We start from the raw sequence: 17,104 nt of genomic DNA, 5'->3' as shown, positions 1-17,104 counted from the left end.
TACTTCAGGCCATCTGGCCCGCTGCAATAGTGTTCTGCTCAGTTGCAGAGTTTTCCCACGGAGACTTAAGGCGGGCAGCGTTCATCTTCGTAACGGGGGTCAAGGCGATATGCAGCGCCACCAACGGCTCGTTGCCGGTGGGGCCATGCATCATCTGATTGGCGACCAGGCGCTGTGGCTCGGCATTGCCGAACACCACCAGGCCTGTCATTTCATAGTGTTTGCGCAATGGCCCTACCAGGCTAAAGCCTACGCACAGTAGCGGCAGGCCTTGAGCGCGAGCACCGACAAAAGTGCCGGTGGAGACATTGCGGCAGGGGCCGGAGCCGGCCACCATGCAGGTATAGAGCAGATCGACGCCGACAGGCTTTTCAGCCCAGTCGACGGCAAAAGATTCGATGAAGTCGTCAGTGCCCGGGAGGCCGACCCAGCCCTCGCTGGACATCACTTCACCCGCCTTTTTCAGGTGCGCTGTAAGCGTAATGGGCAGGGGTTTGGAGCTGGCCGCAATAGCCTGAGCGGGCTCTGCGGTGGCGACCACGGCGTAGGTGCGCATGATGGCGGGGGATGTGTCGATGCGGTCAATGCGCAGGTCGACGGGTTCGATCACTTCGTCGAACATATGGTATTCGGTGATCAATATGGTGGTAACACCACCCTTCACCCGCGCCACAATGGTGTCGCCCAATTTGGTCAGCATATTCTTGCTGACACCCTCGGCGGGGAAGAAATCGATGGAGCCTTTGCCCAGTGGCGCTTGCTGCAAGGCAATGCACACGGGCTTGTCAGCAGGAGGCTGCGAGGCGTAGCGGAAGATATACATGCCCGGCTCGAGCAGCGTAACCCGAGAGCTGATTTTCAGGCCGTCAAGGGTCTGCGAAGGCATAGACATGGCGTTGTTAAGCTCCTTTTAAGCAAAAACACTGGTAGCTAACTTGCTCAAACCCGTGCGTGCACCAAACGGCCAGTGATGGCTCCCTGCGAGTGGCGAAGATGCCGTCCAAGGGAAATGTTGTCAACTACGAATTCTAAAAAAAATTTCATATCCGCTGGGAACTTAGCGATCAATCAAGAGATCGGCAGGGTCTTTTCGGGGTACCTGACTAGAGTGCAGGGGTAAAAAAAAATCACCTGAAAGGAGCGGGAAATCAATGGATTGCGAAGGATTACGAGCGATGTGCGCGCATGGTGCGTTTTTTTTGACATCCGTTCAACGGCTTTTTTTGCGTGGGTAGCCGTTTGTCGTCTCGTATCTAGACGCCCAGGTGCGGGAAAAACTGAGTGGGTTTTCTCGCCAAAAATTTCATGATCCAAGCAATTGGTCGCGGAACGAGCCAGCTTCCGGACAATCTGACACGCAGCAGCCTTGATGTGGGTGTTACACTGCCCGCCGCTTTCGCCTACCTCAGTATGGATACCATGAGTTCACAATCCGAAAATAATCTGCAAGCTGCCCTCAAAGCTTGTAAAAGCAGCTTCCTTTCGGTCGGTTTCTTCAGCTTCTTCGTCAATGCGCTGATGCTGGTGCCTACCTTCTTCATGATCCAGGTCTCGGGACGCGTTGTGCCATCAGGCAGCACATCGACGCTTCTCATGTTAACGCTGATCCTGACGGTGCTGATTGTGACCATGGGTATGCTGGAGTGGGTACGCTCCCGGATCATGGTTCGTATCAGCAATCGATTAGATGTGCTTCTCAGTCGTGACGTGTATCGTGCCAGCTTCAAGCGCGCGCTTAATAGTGGCGGCTCTGACGCTACGGCGCAGTCGTTGAATGACCTCACCTCGTTGCGCCAGTTCTTTACCGGGCCAGGCCTTTTCGCGTTCTTCGATGCCCCTTGGTTTCCTATCTATACAATCGTCATGTTCCTGTTCCATCCGTGGTTCGGGTGGATGACGCTTGCCTGCGGCGCAGTGTTGGCAGTGCTGGCGGTTGTGAATCATCGGGTGACCGGGCAGGCCTTGGCCGCGGCCAATAAGGAAAACGTAGCATCTAATGTGGTCACCACGAAAACGCTGCGTAATGCTGAAGTTATCGAGTCGATGGGCATGCTGGAAACGCTGATGGCGCGTTGGGCCAAGCGTCAGCGCAACATCATGATGCTGCAGTCGGATGCAAGTGATAAGGGGGGGGCAGTAAGCTCCACCTCTAAAACATTCCGCACTTGGTCTCAGTCAATCATGCTGGCTATTGGTGCATATCTTGTGGTTACCCACGAAATCAATCCCGGCCTATTGATGGCGGGTTCTTTGTTGCTGGGCCGAGCGCTTGCCCCGATCGACCAGATGATCGGTAGCTGGAAGGGCTTTGTCGCGGCCAAGGTTCAGTATGACCGCCTGAACAAAGTCATGGACGATCTCAACAAAGAACCGCAGCGCATGCCGTTGCCCGCCCCGGAAGGTCACATTCAGGTCGAAAACCTGATAGTCGCCCCGCCTGGCGCCAAAGCCCCGGTGCTCCGTAGTATCAGTTTCGTAGCCCCCGCCGGCTCCATCGTCGGTATCGTCGGCCCAAGCGCAGCTGGTAAGTCCACCTTGGTGCGTGCATTGATGGGCATCTGGCCGCCGCAGCACGGTGTTGTACGCCTTGATGGCGCTGATATATCCACTTGGGACAAGCAAGCCCTCGGCCCCTATGTTGGCTACCTGCCGCAGGACATCGAACTGTTCGAGGGCAGCATCAGCGAGAATATCGCGCGTTTCGACAAGGTCGACCCTGAAAAGGTGGTGCAGGCCGCGCAAATGGCGGGTGTGCATGAAATGATCCTGATGCTGCCCGACGGCTACGACACTGTCATAGGCAGCGATGGCGTGAACCTGTCGGGCGGCCAGCGTCAGCGCATTGGGCTGGCGCGTGCCATCTACGGCAACCCACGCCTTATCGTGCTCGACGAGCCGAACTCCAATCTCGACGATGTGGGCGAACGTGCGCTGGGCGTAGCCCTGCAAAAGCTCAAGGAAACCGGCGCGACTGTGTTCATTGTCTCGCACCGTCCCAACATCCTCACTCGGCTAGACCGCATCTTGGTCATGGCCGGTGGCTCCATTTCGCTGTATGGCGAGCGCGACCGCGTTATTGCCGAGCTGGCTGCCCAGCAAGCCAAGCTTCAGCGCGGCAGCCAGGCGGCAAGCCCGCAGGCGCCTGCTACCCCGGCAGCTGCACCCTCTGCGCCCGCGGCAGTTGCGCCTGCCGCCACCACCAGCACTGGCGCCTGAAAGGATTTCTAGATGAGCAGTAAAGCAATCACTACGTTCGACCACAACTTCGACGACCTGCCTACGTCGGATCGCGGCATCCGCCGCATCGGGCTGACCGTTGTCTTTGTCACCTTCGGCATTTTCGGCACCTGGGCGGCTTTCGCGCCTTTGAGCAACGCCGTGCACGGCACCGGCGTGGTTACGGTGCAGAACTACCGCAAGACCGTTCAGCACCTGGAGGGCGGCATCGTCAAAGAGCTGCATGCCCGCGATGGCGACCTGGTGAAGAAGGGCGATCCGCTGATTGTGCTGGATGAGTCGCAGCTCAGCGCCGAGTATGAGTCCACCCGAAACCAGCTGATTGTTGCCCGTTATAAAGAAGCACGCCTGCGCGCCGAGCGTGACGGCTTGGATTCGATCCCGTCGGTGATAATGGAAGGTACCGATTCTGACCGCGCGCAAGAAGCGCTGGCCGGTGAGCAGCAGGTGTTCAAGGCCCGCCACGATTCGTTGCTGGGCGAAATCTCGGTCAACCGTGAGCGGATCCAGCAAATGCAGCAGCAGATCGCCGGTCTGAACGACATGATCCGCACCAAAGCAGGCCTGAACAAGTCGTACTCTGGCGAAATCAAACAGTTGAAGGAGTTGTTGGCCGAAGGCTTTGTCGACAACCAGCGTTTGCTGGAGCAGGAGCGCAAGCTCGACATGCTGAAGACTGAAGTGGCCGACCACCAGTCGAGCATTACCAAGACCAAACTGCAGATCGGCGAGACCGAACTGCAGATCGTCCAGTTGAAGAAGAAGTTCGATGCCGACGTGGCCAAGGAGCTGTCAGACGTTCAGGCTCAGGTGTTCGACCTGCAGGAAAAAGAAGCAGCGTTGCGTGACCGCTTGTCACGGGTGGTGATCCGCGCGCCGGAAAGCGGCATGGTGCTGGACATGAAAGTGCACACCATCGGGGGCGTGGTCAGTGCAGCTACCCCTTTGCTGGATATCGTGCCAGCTCAGTCGGAGCTTGTGGTTGAAGCCAAGGTGGCCCCTCGGGACATCGACCGGTTGGAGCTGGGCAAGACTGCGGACGTCCGCTTCTCTGCGTTCAACCAGGCCACCACGCCGGTCATCGAAGGTAAGTTGACGCGGATCTCGGCCGACAGCCTGGTCGATGAGCGCTCGGGCGATCAGTACTATCTGGTCCGCGTCAAAGTCACCGAAGACGGCATGAAAAAGCTCGGCAACCGCAAGCTTCAACCCGGCATGCCAGCCGAAGTCCTCATCAACGCAGGCGACCGCACCATGCTGCAGTACCTGTTGAAACCGGCGCGCAACATGTTCGCTGAATCGCTGATCGAGGAATGATTGTGCTGCGTTTGCTACCGGGAGTAATGATGTGCATGGTCGCCTGGCAGGCGGTGGCCGTGGAAGGGAAGGGTGCTGCAGGTGAGCAGCCGAAAGGTGTTTCGGCGTCCACCTATGCGTTGGACCTGTCGGGGCTGTACCGTGAGGCGCGCCTGGAAGACCCGCGGGTCCTCGCCGCCTACGCGCGTGCGCGCTCTGCCAGCGAGCAGCAGCGGGCGGCACTCGGCGGCTTGCTGCCACAGGTGTCGGCCAATGCCAACTCTAGCCGTATCCTGCGCAAGAATGAGGCTGAGCGCGACCTCTACAACACTGAAACCTACTCGCTCAGCCTCACCCAGTACCTGTACAACAAGCCGGCCTGGGAGCGGTACCAGAAATCCAAGAGCGTGAAAGACCAGAAAGGTCACGAAGCCGAAGACACGCTGGCCGAGGCCACGGTCGACCTTGCCAAGCGCTACTTCGTGGCCCTGGCCGCCGACGACGAGCTGGCGCTGGTGGAGGCTGAGCGCCGGGCCACCCAGAAAAACCTCGATCGCGTCAGCAGCATGTTCGATCGGCAAATGGCCAAGATCACCGACAAGCTCGACATGCAGGCGCGGGTGGACTTCTTGCTTGCGCAAGAAGTGGAAGCACGCAACCAGGTGCAGGTGAGCCGAGAGGCCCTGGCCGAGATCGTCGGTCGGCCAATTACCGAGCCGCTCAGCCGCGTACGCAACGACGTGGCATTGCAGGCTCCGACCCGGCCCTTGCAGAACTGGGTAACCCAGGCGGTTGAAACCAACCCGTTGCTGAAGTCGTATCAAAGCGGGGCGGAGGCGGCCAATGCGGCGGTGCGCGAGGGTAAGGGCGAGCACTATCCGCAGCTGTCGTTGAGCTTGAGTGCGCAACAGAACGACCAGGGCTACGACAACACCCAGGCGCCGCGCAGCGACAGCTATGTGGCTTCGCTGGGGTTGAAAATCCCGATCTACAGCGGTGGTTCTACCTCCGCTCGGGTGCGTGGGCTTTACGATGATCAACTGGCAGCCGAGGAGCAACTGGAAGGTGTGCGGCGTCAGGTGGTCAAGGAAACCACTACCGCTTATCTGACTGCACAGGCTGCGGTCGAGAAGATTCGCGCTAACCGTAATGCACTGTCATCGGCTCAGCAGTCCAGCGTTGCCGCGCAGAAGGCGTTTACCTTCGGTGTGGTCAATGCCGTGGACGTGCTCACAGCCGTGCAGAACGAATTCAAGGCGCGCCGCGATCTGTTGAAGACACAGTACGACTTCATCACCAACCTGTTCCTGCTCAACCGTTGGGCGGGGGAGTTGACGCAGGAAAGTGTGGATAACGTCAATGTGTGGCTAAGCCCCGTGCCGGAAACCAGCTTGCCGGGTGGCGAGGTTGCGCGGGCGGATGCACGCAGCTGATCGGGCTGCGGGTGTTCGTCTTGGGTATGAAGGTGGGGCAAATATCGAGCGCCGCCCGCGCGGCGCATCGCGAGCTGCGCTCGCTCCTACGTTTGTTTCGGGCCAATCATTCCTGTGCCATTTGCACGCGAACGCCTTGGCGAACCCCAACAACCGTCCGGTTCGGAATCTTCCTACACGCTTTGTAGTGGCGGCTTCGGGCCTTGGCACTTATTCTCCCTTCCTTGGTGCCAAACCGTTCGGCGGCGTCTGTCCTGCTTTGGGCGGTTCCGGGCGCCCCGGCAGCTGCCAGCTCGCGCCACGCCTGTACTTTGTAAGTCGAGTAGTGCGTACGACCTATGTATACTTCGGCATGGAACCGAAAATGCGTGGCTGGAACTGCCCGCGTCACACCTATTAACACATGCCCGCACGGCACTATCGGAGTTGGTTAAGTCGCATGAAAGCAATCGTTACTGGGATCACTGGTCAAGACGGCGCCTACCTGGCGGAACTGCTGCTGGAGAAGGGCTACACAGTCTACGGCACCTATCGTCGTACCAGCTCGGTTAACTTCTGGCGCATCGAGGAGCTGGGGATTCACACCAATCCCAACTTGCACCTGGTCGAGTATGACCTCACCGACCTGTCTGCCAGCATCCGCCTGCTGCAAACCACCGAAGCTACCGAGGTTTACAACCTCGCTGCGCAAAGCTTCGTCGGTGTGTCGTTCGAGCAGCCGTTGACCACCGCCGAAATCACGGGCCTGGGTGCAGTCAACCTGCTGGAAGCCATCCGTATCGTCAACCCGAAGGCCCGCTTCTATCAGGCGTCCACCTCCGAGATGTTCGGCAAGGTGCAAGAAATTCCACAGGTCGAAACTACCCCGTTCTACCCGCGCAGCCCCTATGGTGTGGCCAAGCTCTACGCCCACTGGATGACCATCAACTACCGCGAGTCCTACAACCTCTTCGCGACCAGCGGTATTTTGTTCAACCACGAGTCGCCACTGCGCGGCCGTGAGTTCGTGACCCGCAAAATCACCGACTCCGTCGCCAAGATCAAGCTGGGCCTGCTCGACAAGCTCGAGCTGGGCAACCTTGATGCCAAGCGTGACTGGGGCTTTGCCAAAGAGTACGTAGAAGGCATGTGGCGCATGCTGCAAGCGGACGAACCAGACACCTTCGTACTGGCCACCAACCGTACCGAAACCGTACGCGACTTCGTTACCATGGCATTCAAAGCTGCCGGTATCGAAATCAACTGGAGCGGTAAGGACGAGGCAGAGCAGGGCACCTGCGCCGCCTCTGGCAAAGTGCTGGTTGCCATCAATCCAAAATTCTACCGCCCGGCCGAAGTGGAGTTGCTGATCGGCAACCCGGCCAAAGCCAAGGACGTTCTGGGCTGGGAGCCGAAAACCAGCCTGGAAGAGCTGTGCCGCATGATGGTCGAAGCCGACCTGCGTCGTAACGAAAAAGGGTTCTCGTTCTGATGCAAATGGCCAGTAAACGCGCGCTGATTACAGGTATTCACGGGTTCACCGGCCGTTACATGGCGGCCGAATTGCGGGCCAGTGGCTATGAAGTTTTCGGGACTGGGAGCCAGCCTTTGCAGGCCCCCGACTATCGTCAGGCCGATCTGACCGATGGGCCGGGTCTGCGCGCGTTGCTGGCCGAACTGCAGCCGGATGTAGTTGTGCATCTGGCTGCCATTGCTTTTGTCGGGCATGGTGCCGCCGACGCGTTCTACCAGGTGAACCTGATAGGCACGCGCAACCTGCTCGAAGCCATCGCGGCCTGTGGCAAAACGCCTGAGTGCGTGTTGATCGCCAGCAGTGCCAACGTGTATGGCAACATTTCCGAAGGGATGCTGGACGAGCAGGCCTTGCCTGCGCCGGCCAATGATTACGCGGTCAGCAAGCTCGCCATGGAATACATGGCCCGGCTGTGGGTTGACCGGTTGCCGATCGTCATCACGCGTCCTTTCAATTACACCGGTGTTGGGCAGGCAGACAACTTCCTGCTGCCGAAAATCGTTTCGCATTTCCGTCGCAAGGCTGACACCATCGAACTGGGCAACCTCGACGTATGGCGCGATTTCAGCGACGTACGCGCGGTCGTTCAGGCCTATCGCGGCTTGATAGAGGCACGGCCGCTGGGGCAGACAGTCAACGTTAGCTCCGGGCAAACGCATTCGTTGCGCGAGGTCATCGCCAAGTGTTCGGCCATTACCGGGCATCAGCTGGACGTGCAAGTTAACCCGGCCTTTGTCCGCGCCAACGAGGTGAAAACCTTGTGTGGCAACAATGGCAAGCTGCGTGAGCTTGTGCCGGGTTGGCAAACGCCTTCGCTGGACGAAACCCTGGGTTGGATGCTTGCTGATCAATGAAGCTCATCCTTTCAGTCGAATCGGTTCGCTTCCCGTTGACCGGTATCGGGCGCTATACCTATGAACTGGCGTCACGGCTGCAGCATGCCGACGAAATCAGCGACTTGCGGCTATTCGCCGGGCGCAGGTTCGTACCCGAATTGCTCAAGCCTTCGGACCAGTCCGACGCTGTGCATGGCCTTAAGCGTTTTGTGCAGAAAAACGCCCTGGCGGTGGAAGCTTACCGGCGCTTGATGCCTTTGCTGCGCAAGCGCGCGTTGCGCGGCCACGAAGATTTCATCTACCACAGCACCAATTTCTACCTGCCGCCGTTCGCAGGGCCCAGGGTGGCGACCTTCCACGATCTGTCACCCTTTACCTGGGCCCATTGCCATACGCCACAGCTGGCCCGTTACCTGCAAAAAGAGCTGACGCTAACCCTCGAGCGTGCTGATGCCCTGATTACGGTTTCGCACCATACTCGCAAGGAGCTGGCGGAGTACTTCGGCTGGCCACTGGAGCGCATTCATGCGGTACCGTTGGCCAGCTCTGCGCAGTTCCACCCTCGCACACCCCAGGCATTACGCGAAACCCTCGCACGCCATGGCCTGGAGCCAGGCGGTTATAGCCTGTTCGTCGGTACCATCGAGCCGCGCAAGAACATCGAGAACCTGCTCAATGCCTACGGCCGATTGCCGCTTGCGTTGCGCCAGCGTTGGCCCTTGATCCTCAGCGGTTACCATGGCTGGCGCAGCGAGGCGATCCACAGCCGTATTGCCCAGGCGCAGCAGGAAGGCTGGGCGCGCTACCTCGGTTTCGTTGCCAGTGAAGACTTGCCGCTGCTGTTTGCCGGCGCTCGGCTGTTCACCTTCCCGTCGCACTATGAAGGGTTCGGTCTGCCAGTGCTCGAGGCCATGAGCTCGGGGGTACCGGTGGTATGTTCCAACAGCTCGTCGCTGCCAGAGGTAGCGGGTTCGGCGGCGTTGATGTGTGCGCCTGATGATGTAGAAGGCCTGACCGGGTTGCTGCACCAGGGCCTCGAGGATGAAGCGTGGCGGTCTGCTGCAGTGCAGCAAGGGCTGTTGCATGCCAGTGGCTTTTCGTGGGAACGCTGCGCACAGGCCACCGTCGAGGTTTATAAGTCGGTCAGGGCGCGATGATCAAGGTTCTGCATTTTTTCAAAACGTATTACCCCGACTCCATGGGGGGCATCGAGCAGGTCATTTTCCAGATCGCGGAAGGCACTCGGGCTCTTGGTGTTCAGTCAGAGGTGCTTTACCTCAGCCCGCGAGGTGCGGCACGCAATGAGCCTGTAGGCAGCCACCTGACGCACCGCTCCAAGCTGGACTTGCATGTGGCCTCAACGGGGTTCTCGCTGTCGGCAATGAAGGATTTTGCCGAACTGGCCGGCCAGGCTGACATCGTGCACTACCACTTCCCTTGGCCCTACATGGACCTGGTGCATTTTCTGGCGCGGCTTAACAAGCCCACGGTCGTCAGTTACCACTCCGATATCATCAAACAAAAATGGCTGCTCAAGCTGTATCAGCCTTTGATGAACCGTTTTCTTTCCAGTGTTGACCGTATTGTCGTTTCCTCGCCCAACTATGCTGCGCACAGCCCAGTGCTGACACACTTCAAGGACAAGCTTGCAGTCATCCCCTTCGGCCTTGACCGCGCCACCTATCCCCGGGCAACCACAGAAAAGCTGGCTTACTGGCGTGCGCGTCTGGGCGAACGGTTCTTCCTGTTTGTAGGTGCACTGCGCTATTACAAGGGGCTGGATTACCTGCTGCAGGCTGCAGCCATAAACCGCTTGCCGGTGGTGATCCTGGGCGGGGGCTTCCTTGAGGGGCAGCTCAAGCAGCAGGCAGCGGAGCTTGGGCTTGCCAATGTACATTTTCTGGGCGGCTTGGCAGATGACGATAAAGCGGCGTTGCTGGAGTTGTGTTACGCATTTGCCTTCCCCTCTCACCTGCGCTCCGAATCGTTCGGTATTTCGCTACTGGAAGCAGCAATGTATGGCAAGCCGCTGATTTCCTGTGAAATGGGTTCGGGTACCACGTTCATCAACCTGGCGGACCAGACCGGGTTGGTGGTGCCGCCGCGTGATGCCCGTGCACTGTCGCAAGCCATGCAGCGTCTGTGGGACGACCCTGCCATGGCACAGGCAATGGGTGCTAATGCATTGCGACGTTACGAGGAAGTATTTACCGCATCTGCCATGGCCGGTGCTTATGCCGATCTCTACCGTAGCCTGTTATAGCAACGGCTGTTGCGCCGCGAAAGGGAGCCTGAGCGGCCCCGATACAGGTAACACCTGTTTGAACCGAGATCGAACTTCATGGAAAGACGCACAATACTTGTCACAGGCGCCAATGGGTTCGTCGGCAGCGCACTGTGCAGCCGATTGGCTACCATGGCCAACTTTGCCACCCGGGCGGCTTTGCGCGGTACTGGCCATGCGCCTGTAGCCGGTGTGCAGGCCGTTACGGTTGCTGACCTGAATGCTGCCACCCCTTGGGGGCCAGCGCTGGCCGGTGTCGATTTGGTGGTGCATGCCGCAGCCCGCGTGCACGTCATGAAGGAAGACGCCGCTGATAGCTTGGCCGAGTTCCGCCGGGTAAACGTCGATGGCACCCTCAATCTGGCGCGGCAGGCCGCTGCAGCAGGGGTGCGTCGGTTTATCTTCATCAGCTCTATCAAGGTCAACGGCGAAGCAAGCCAGCCCGGCGTGCCGCTACGCGCCGATGATGTGCCTGCACCTAAGGACGCTTACGGCTTGTCCAAGTACGAAGCAGAGCAAGGGTTGCGCCAATTGGCTGCGAGCACGGCCATGGAGGTTGTGATAATACGCCCCGTACTGGTCTATGGCCCCGGGGTCAAAGCTAACTTCCAGAGCATGATGCGCTGGGTGCAGCTCGGGGTGCCCTTGCCATTCGGCGCAGTGGATAACCGCCGTAGCCTGGTGTCGCTGGCCAATCTTGTCGACCTTGTGGTGACCTGCCTCGACCATCCGGCGGCTGCCAACCAGACGTTTCTGGCCAGTGATGGCGACGACGTTTCGCTGGCCCGGCTTTTGGGTGCGCTGGGCCGCGCGCTGGGTCGGCCGGCGCGGCTGCTACCGGTGCCATCGGGTGTGCTGCGTGGCGCTGCGCTGCTGCTTGGTCGGCGCGATCTCGCCCAGCGTCTGCTCGGCTCGCTGCAAGTGGACATTGAAAAAAACCGGCGGTTGCTCGGCTGGCGACCTCCTCATACCTTGGAACAAGGGCTCAACATGACCGCTCAATCTTTCCTCCGGGCCCATCGCCGATGATTGGGTTGATAATGGTTGCAGGCGTTTTGGCGTGGCTGATGACAGCGATGTTGCGGCGCTATGCATTGTCCCGCAGTTTGTTGGACATCCCCAATGAACGTAGCTCGCATACCTTGGCGACACCTCGTGGTGGCGGCTTGTCGTTCGTGATCACCTTTCTCGTAGCGCTGTCAGTTCTGGGTGGGTGGGGTTACGTTACGCCATCGGTGCTCGTCAGTCTGCTGGGTGCGGGGGGGCTGGTAGCGCTGGTCGGCTTCATGGACGACCATGGCCACATCGCCGCGCGTTGGCGCTTGCTGGGGCATTTCATTGCGGCTGGCTGGGGGCTTTTCTGGATCGGCGGCTTGCCACCGATTACGATTTTTGGCGTGCCGTTGTCTGCAGCCTGGCTCAGTATCATCATCGGGCTGCTGTACTTGGTGTGGTTGCTCAATCTGTACAATTTCATGGACGGCATCGATGGTATCGCCAGCATCGAGGCTATTTGCGTATGCCTTGGGGGCAGCCTGCTGTACTGGCTGACCGGTCATGCCCAAGAGGCCGTGTTGCCAATGTTGCTGGCGGCCACGGTGGCCGGCTTCCTGGTTTGGAACTTTCCTCCTGCACGCATCTTCATGGGCGATGCCGGCAGTGGTTTCCTGGGTATTGTCCTGGGCCTGCTGGCATTAATGGCAGGCTGGATAAACCCGCTATTATTCTGGGGGTGGTTAATACTTTTGGGGGTGTTCGTGGTGGACGCCACGTTCACCCTCGCACGCCGCCTGCTGCGGGGCGACAAGGTTTACCAGGCGCACCGCAGCCATGCCTACCAGTATGCCTCGCGTCGCTACGCCGGCCACCGCCCGGTCAGCCTGGCAGTGGCGGCCATCAACCTTGGCTGGCTGTTGCCTGTGGCCAGCGCGGTGGTGCTGTTGAAACTCGATGGTGCGCTGGGAACGATGGTGGCGTACGCGCCTCTTGTATTGTTGGCGCTGATCTACCAGGCAGGGAAAAAGGAATAGGATGGTCGAACAAGGAAGGCGTCGTATCGCGCTGCTGAACCTTCGGTTCTGCTCAGAAGCGCTCTGGTCAGTCAATCGAAGCCCCGATGCGCAGAGGATAGCTGGATGAGCGACGCAAAAAATCAAAAAGTGCGTGAGTACCTTGTCAACTTGTCCCGGCGGGAAAAACGCCTGGTACAAGTGTGCACCGACATTGTGCTCATCTGGTTTGCGTTGTGGCTGTCTTTTATCGTGCGCCTGGGCATCGATGAAATGTACAACCCTATTGTCGAGCATGGCTGGCTGTTCCTCGCCGCCCCGGTGGTTGCCATTCCGTTGTTTATCCGCTTTGGCATGTATCGGGCGGTCATGCGCTATTTCGGCAATGATGCGCTGGTGACCATAATCAAGGCTGTGACACTGTCGTCACTGATTCTGGCGGTGGTGGTGTACTGGTACAGCAACCATCAAGTTGTCGTGCCGCGGTCGATCATTTTCAACTACTGGTGGTTGAGCATGGTCATCATCGGGGGCCTGCGCCTGATCATGCGCCAGTACTTCCTGGGGGACTGGTTTACCGGGTCTCATCAGATACCATTCGCCAACCGCGACGACGGCCTGATCAAGGTCGCCATTTATGGTGCAGGTACCGCGGGCAACCAGCTGTTGGCAGCCCTGCGTATGGGCCGGGTCATGCGCCCCGTGGCCTTCATCGACGATGACAGTGATCTTGCCAGCCGTGTGATTTCAGGCTTGCAGGTGTACAAACCCAAGCACCTCGACCAGCTGATCAAAGAAACCGGCGCCCAGGAAATTCTCTTGGCGCTACCATCAGCTTCGCGAGCCCGGCGCAGGGACATCCTCGCCTTGCTCGAACCCTACCCCCTGCACGTCCGCAGCGTGCCCGCCTTCGCCGACCTGGCCAGTGGTCGGGTGAAGGTGGATGACATTCAGGATGTGGACATCGCCGACCTGTTGGGGCGGGACCCGGTACCCGCCCAGGAAGGGCTGCTCGAGCGCTGCATCTACAAGCAAACCGTGCTGGTTACCGGGGCCGGAGGTTCCATAGGCTCCGAACTGTGCCGCCAGATCATCGGGCTGGGGCCAACCACCTTACTGTTGTACGATCACAGTGAATTCAACCTCTACAGCATCTTGAGCGAGCTGGAACAGCGCATTGCGCGCGAGTCGCTGTCGGTGCGGCTGTTGCCGATTCTGGGTTCGGTACGCAATCAGCAGCACCTGGTCGATGTGATGGCTACCTGGCGCGTCGACACGGTGTACCACGCTGCAGCCTACAAGCATGTGCCCATGGTCGAGCACAACATCGCCGAAGGTATCCTCAACAATGTGTACGGCACGCTGTGCACCGCCCAGGCAGCGTTGCAGACCGGCGTGGCCAACTTCGTGCTCATTTCCACCGACAAGGCCGTGCGGCCAACCAATGTCATGGGCAGCACCAAGCGCTTGTCCGAGCTTATCTTGCAGGCGCTGAGCCGTGAGGCGGCACCGGTGATGTATGGCGACGACAGCAAGATTGCCCGGGTGAACAAGACCCGCTTCACCATGGTGCGCTTCGGCAACGTTCTGGGCTCGTCCGGATCGGTGATTCCGCTGTTTCATGAGCAGATCAAGGCCGGTGGGCCGTTGACGGTCACTCACCCGAAAATCACCCGTTACTTCATGACCATCCCCGAAGCCGCCCAACTGGTGGTGCAGGCCGGTGCCATGGGGCAGGGCGGCGATGTCTTCGTGCTGGATATGGGTGAGCCTGTACGTATTGTCGAGCTGGCCGAGAAAATGATCCACCTCTCGGGGCTGAGTGTGCGCAGCCAGGGCAACCCGCAGGGCGACATTGCCATCGACTTCACCGGGCTGCGCCCCGGCGAGAAGCTTTACGAAGAGTTGCTTATCGGCGATGACGTATCACCTACAGCCCACCCGATGATCATGGTCGCTAACGAAGACTTCCTGGCGTGGGAGTTGCTGCGTGAGCGGCTGACCCAGTTGCTGGCTGCGGTTGCCGAGGATGACTTCACCCGTGTGCGTCAGTTGTTGCGAGAACTGGTCAGCGGTTACTCGCCCCAGGGTGAAATCGTGGATTGGGTGTATCTGCAGCGGCGCCAGGGCCCATTGGAGCGATAACGCAGTCTGGCTTGCCGGCGATGGGCCGCATAACGGCCCTGATCCATTAGCCGAAGGGCTCCAGAGCAAGCCAGCTGCCATACCTCAAACTGGCTCCAGGCTTTACCATCGGCTTTCCAGCACGCCGTTGCTGAAGATGTCACGCCGCGCCACGCGCCCCACCTCCTGGTGCTTGGCCAATGCATAAATGCGGTCAAAACCCGCGCGACCCACGTTCGGGAAGTACCTGGCCAGCGCCTGCTCCACCACGCTGTCATAGTCCGCTTCGGTGATGTACCGATAAATCTCCCGGAAGTAGATAAACCCAAACTGGAAGCCCAAGGTTTCATCCGGGTAGTCCGTGTGGCCGAAGAAGCAGTTTTCCAGGTCGATGGCGCGAGCTTTGCCCTGCTCGGGCAGCATGACATTGGCAACCCACAGGTCCATATGCGTAACGCCTCGGCGTTGCAAGGCATGCAACAGCTCGAAGGTTGCCTCGAGTACGGCGCTCACTGTTTCGGGTGCCGCGCGGGTTCTGCTTAATCCGTCGACGTGATCGTGCAGCAACTCGGTAATGAGGAAAAAATCCTGCATCAGCCCAAGCTTGGAGCTTGTGTATCCATAACCGATCAGCCCCGGAACGCGGGCGCCTCGCTTGGCCGCTTCACGCGTATTGATCAGCTCTTCGATGGGCCAGTCGTACATCCCGTTGCGCTTCGGGTTACCGCGCTTCATACGCCACTTTTTTTTCAGTGAGTCGAGCTTTTCGCGTTTGGCGAAAAGCTTGCTGGCGCTACACGGCAGCGGCGCACTCACGCGTTTTGCGGTTGGCGTAAGTGCTACCAGCTGCTCGATGGCTTGTTGGGTATGGTGGGGAAGGGCGGTTTGAAAATGCAGGGTGGCATCGCGATAACGCACAACATGGGGATATTCGTTTTGCCAAATCTGGGGATCACCAACCACGCCATGTCCTTATGAAATCAAAGTGCCACTATTATTTAATGGATCCAATGATACAGTTCTCTGTGCTTTTTCGTACACTTTTTTACAATTTGGACGACGGGCGAAAGATAGCTGCAACGAAGGCTCTCCCGTGGCTGGTGCAGGCTATCAGTGGCACATACAATGCGAGGTTGCTTTACATGGGCACGCAGGAATCAAGCAGCCTTTCAGATTGGGCGCGACGGTTGCTGCTACCCAGGCTCCGCAGTGGGGCTATTCAAGGAATGAAGTACCTGAAGGAAACGAGTGGCAATGTCGTATTATCGTAACCCCCATGATGTAACGCACTTACCAGCTTGGCAGGCGCTGAAAGAGCATCGTGAAGCCATGCAAGGCTTCAGCATGCGCGAAGCGTTCGCCGCCGATGCCCAACGCTTCGACCAGTTCTCCCTGAGCTGCTGCGGCCTGTTCCTCGACTACTCGAAAAACCTGATCACCGAACAAAGCCGCGACCTGCTGGTGAACCTGGCCAATGAAGTGGGCCTGCAAGACGCCATCAAGTCGATGTTCAGCGGCGAAATCATCAACGCCTCCGAAGGCCGCCCGGTGCTGCACACTGCCCTGCGCCGGCCCGTGGGCGACAAGCTCAGCGTCAACGGCGTGAACGTCATGCCGGAAGTACACAAGGTACTCAATCAGATCACCGAACTGGTCGGGCGCATCCACGACGGCCTGTGGCGCGGCTACAGCGAAAAGCCCATCACCGACGTGGTCAACATCGGCATCGGTGGCTCGTTCCTTGGCCCCGAGCTGGTTTCCGAGGCGCTGCTGCCGTACGCCCAGCGTGGCGTCCGCTGCCACTACCTGGCTAACATCGATGGCAGCGAGTTCCACGAGCTGTCGGCCAACCTGCGCGCCGAAACCACCCTGTTCATCGTCTCGTCGAAGTCGTTCAACACACTCGAGACCCTGAAAAACGCCATGGCCGCGCGCACCTGGTACCTGGCCCAGGGCGGCTCGGAAGCCGAGCTGTACCGCCACTTCATCGCGGTTTCCAGCAACAAGGCCGCCGCCGTGGCCTTTGGTATTCGCGAAGAGAACATCTTCCCGATGTGGGACTGGGTGGGTGGGCGCTATTCGCTGTGGTCGGCCATCGGCCTGCCAATCGCCCTGGCCATCGGCACAGCCAACTTCAAGGAACTGCTGTCCGGTGCCCATACCATGGACCAGCACTTCCAGACCGCGCCGTTCGACAAGAACATGCCGGTGCTGCTGGCCCTGCTGGGCGTGTGGTATGGCAACTTCTGGGGCGCGAACAGCCACGCGATCCTGCCGTACGACCACTACCTGCGCAACATCACCAAGCACCTGCAGCAGCTGGACATGGAGTCCAACGGCAAGAGCGTGCTACAGGACGGCACCCCGGTGAA

The 17,104-nt window shown here is 59.2% G+C and carries 13 protein-coding genes; 11 read left to right on the top strand and 2 right to left on the bottom strand.

Annotation, left to right across the window (positions count from 1 at the left end; genetic code table 11):
* Positions 1–4 precede the first annotated feature (4 nt).
* A complete protein-coding gene (locus E8E78_RS20690; protein WP_197897912.1) occupies positions 5–886 on the bottom strand; it encodes a hypothetical protein in 882 nt (293 codons plus the stop codon).
* Between the two features lie 533 nt (positions 887–1,419).
* Between E8E78_RS20690 and E8E78_RS20685 the strand changes: the two genes are divergently transcribed.
* The 10 genes from E8E78_RS20685 (at position 1,420) to E8E78_RS20640 (ending at position 14,753) form a co-directional block, all read left to right on the top strand.
* Positions 1,420–3,216, top strand: coding sequence for a type I secretion system permease/ATPase (locus tag E8E78_RS20685; protein ID WP_280315021.1), 1,797 nt, complete (start codon positions 1,420–1,422; stop codon positions 3,214–3,216).
* A gap of 12 nt (positions 3,217–3,228) precedes the next feature.
* A complete protein-coding gene (locus E8E78_RS20680; RefSeq protein ID WP_280314938.1) occupies positions 3,229–4,554 on the top strand; it encodes an HlyD family type I secretion periplasmic adaptor subunit in 1,326 nt (441 codons plus the stop codon).
* The gene (locus tag E8E78_RS20675) at positions 4,551–5,966 is read left to right on the top strand and encodes a TolC family outer membrane protein (protein ID WP_197864750.1); all 1,416 of its coding nucleotides are present in this window, start codon (positions 4,551–4,553) and stop codon (positions 5,964–5,966) included. The genes E8E78_RS20680 and E8E78_RS20675 overlap by 4 nt, the downstream gene beginning before the upstream one ends.
* A 439-nt stretch (positions 5,967–6,405) precedes the next feature.
* Entirely contained in the window at positions 6,406–7,437 is a 1,032-nt protein-coding gene (gene gmd, locus E8E78_RS20670; RefSeq protein WP_232893698.1) for a GDP-mannose 4,6-dehydratase, read from the top strand.
* Positions 7,437–8,333, top strand: a complete 897-nt coding sequence (locus E8E78_RS20665; RefSeq protein WP_280314934.1) for a GDP-mannose 4,6-dehydratase — start codon at positions 7,437–7,439, stop codon at positions 8,331–8,333. The genes gmd and E8E78_RS20665 overlap by 1 nt, the downstream gene beginning before the upstream one ends.
* Complete coding sequence (locus E8E78_RS20660; RefSeq protein WP_059395266.1) at positions 8,330–9,472, top strand: glycosyltransferase family 1 protein; 1,143 nt, start codon at positions 8,330–8,332, stop codon at positions 9,470–9,472. The genes E8E78_RS20665 and E8E78_RS20660 overlap by 4 nt, the downstream gene beginning before the upstream one ends.
* Positions 9,469–10,578 carry a glycosyltransferase family 4 protein gene (locus E8E78_RS20655; protein ID WP_280314933.1) on the top strand — a complete coding sequence of 370 codons (1,110 nt, stop codon included), beginning with the start codon at positions 9,469–9,471 and terminating at the stop codon, positions 10,576–10,578. Before E8E78_RS20660 ends, E8E78_RS20655 begins: the two co-directional genes overlap by 4 nt.
* A gap of 78 nt (positions 10,579–10,656) precedes the next feature.
* On the top strand, positions 10,657–11,628 hold the full coding sequence (locus E8E78_RS20650) for an SDR family oxidoreductase (RefSeq protein WP_197864747.1): 972 nt from the start codon (positions 10,657–10,659) through the stop codon (positions 11,626–11,628).
* Positions 11,625–12,629 carry a glycosyltransferase family 4 protein gene (locus E8E78_RS20645; protein ID WP_197863282.1) on the top strand — a complete coding sequence of 335 codons (1,005 nt, stop codon included), beginning with the start codon at positions 11,625–11,627 and terminating at the stop codon, positions 12,627–12,629. The genes E8E78_RS20650 and E8E78_RS20645 overlap by 4 nt, the downstream gene beginning before the upstream one ends.
* A 105-nt stretch (positions 12,630–12,734) precedes the next feature.
* Positions 12,735–14,753 carry a nucleoside-diphosphate sugar epimerase/dehydratase gene (locus E8E78_RS20640; RefSeq protein WP_059395262.1) on the top strand — a complete coding sequence of 673 codons (2,019 nt, stop codon included), beginning with the start codon at positions 12,735–12,737 and terminating at the stop codon, positions 14,751–14,753.
* Between the two features lie 102 nt (positions 14,754–14,855).
* Here E8E78_RS20640 and E8E78_RS20635 read toward each other — a convergent pair whose 3' ends face one another.
* Positions 14,856–15,695 carry a lipopolysaccharide kinase InaA family protein gene (locus tag E8E78_RS20635; RefSeq protein WP_059395261.1) on the bottom strand — a complete coding sequence of 280 codons (840 nt, stop codon included), beginning with the start codon at positions 15,693–15,695 and terminating at the stop codon, positions 14,856–14,858.
* A gap of 291 nt (positions 15,696–15,986) precedes the next feature.
* On the opposite strand from E8E78_RS20635, the gene pgi reads away from it, so the two are divergent.
* The coding region (gene pgi / locus E8E78_RS20630; protein ID WP_280314929.1) for a glucose-6-phosphate isomerase at positions 15,987–17,104 on the top strand (1,118 nt) is incomplete at its 3' end.

Source organism: Pseudomonas sp. BN505 (genome assembly GCF_029873175.1).
GTDB lineage: Bacteria > Pseudomonadota > Gammaproteobacteria > Pseudomonadales > Pseudomonadaceae > Aquipseudomonas > Aquipseudomonas putida.
Note: the sequence above shows the minus strand (reverse complement) of the source record. Positions and strands in the feature narration are given on the sequence as shown.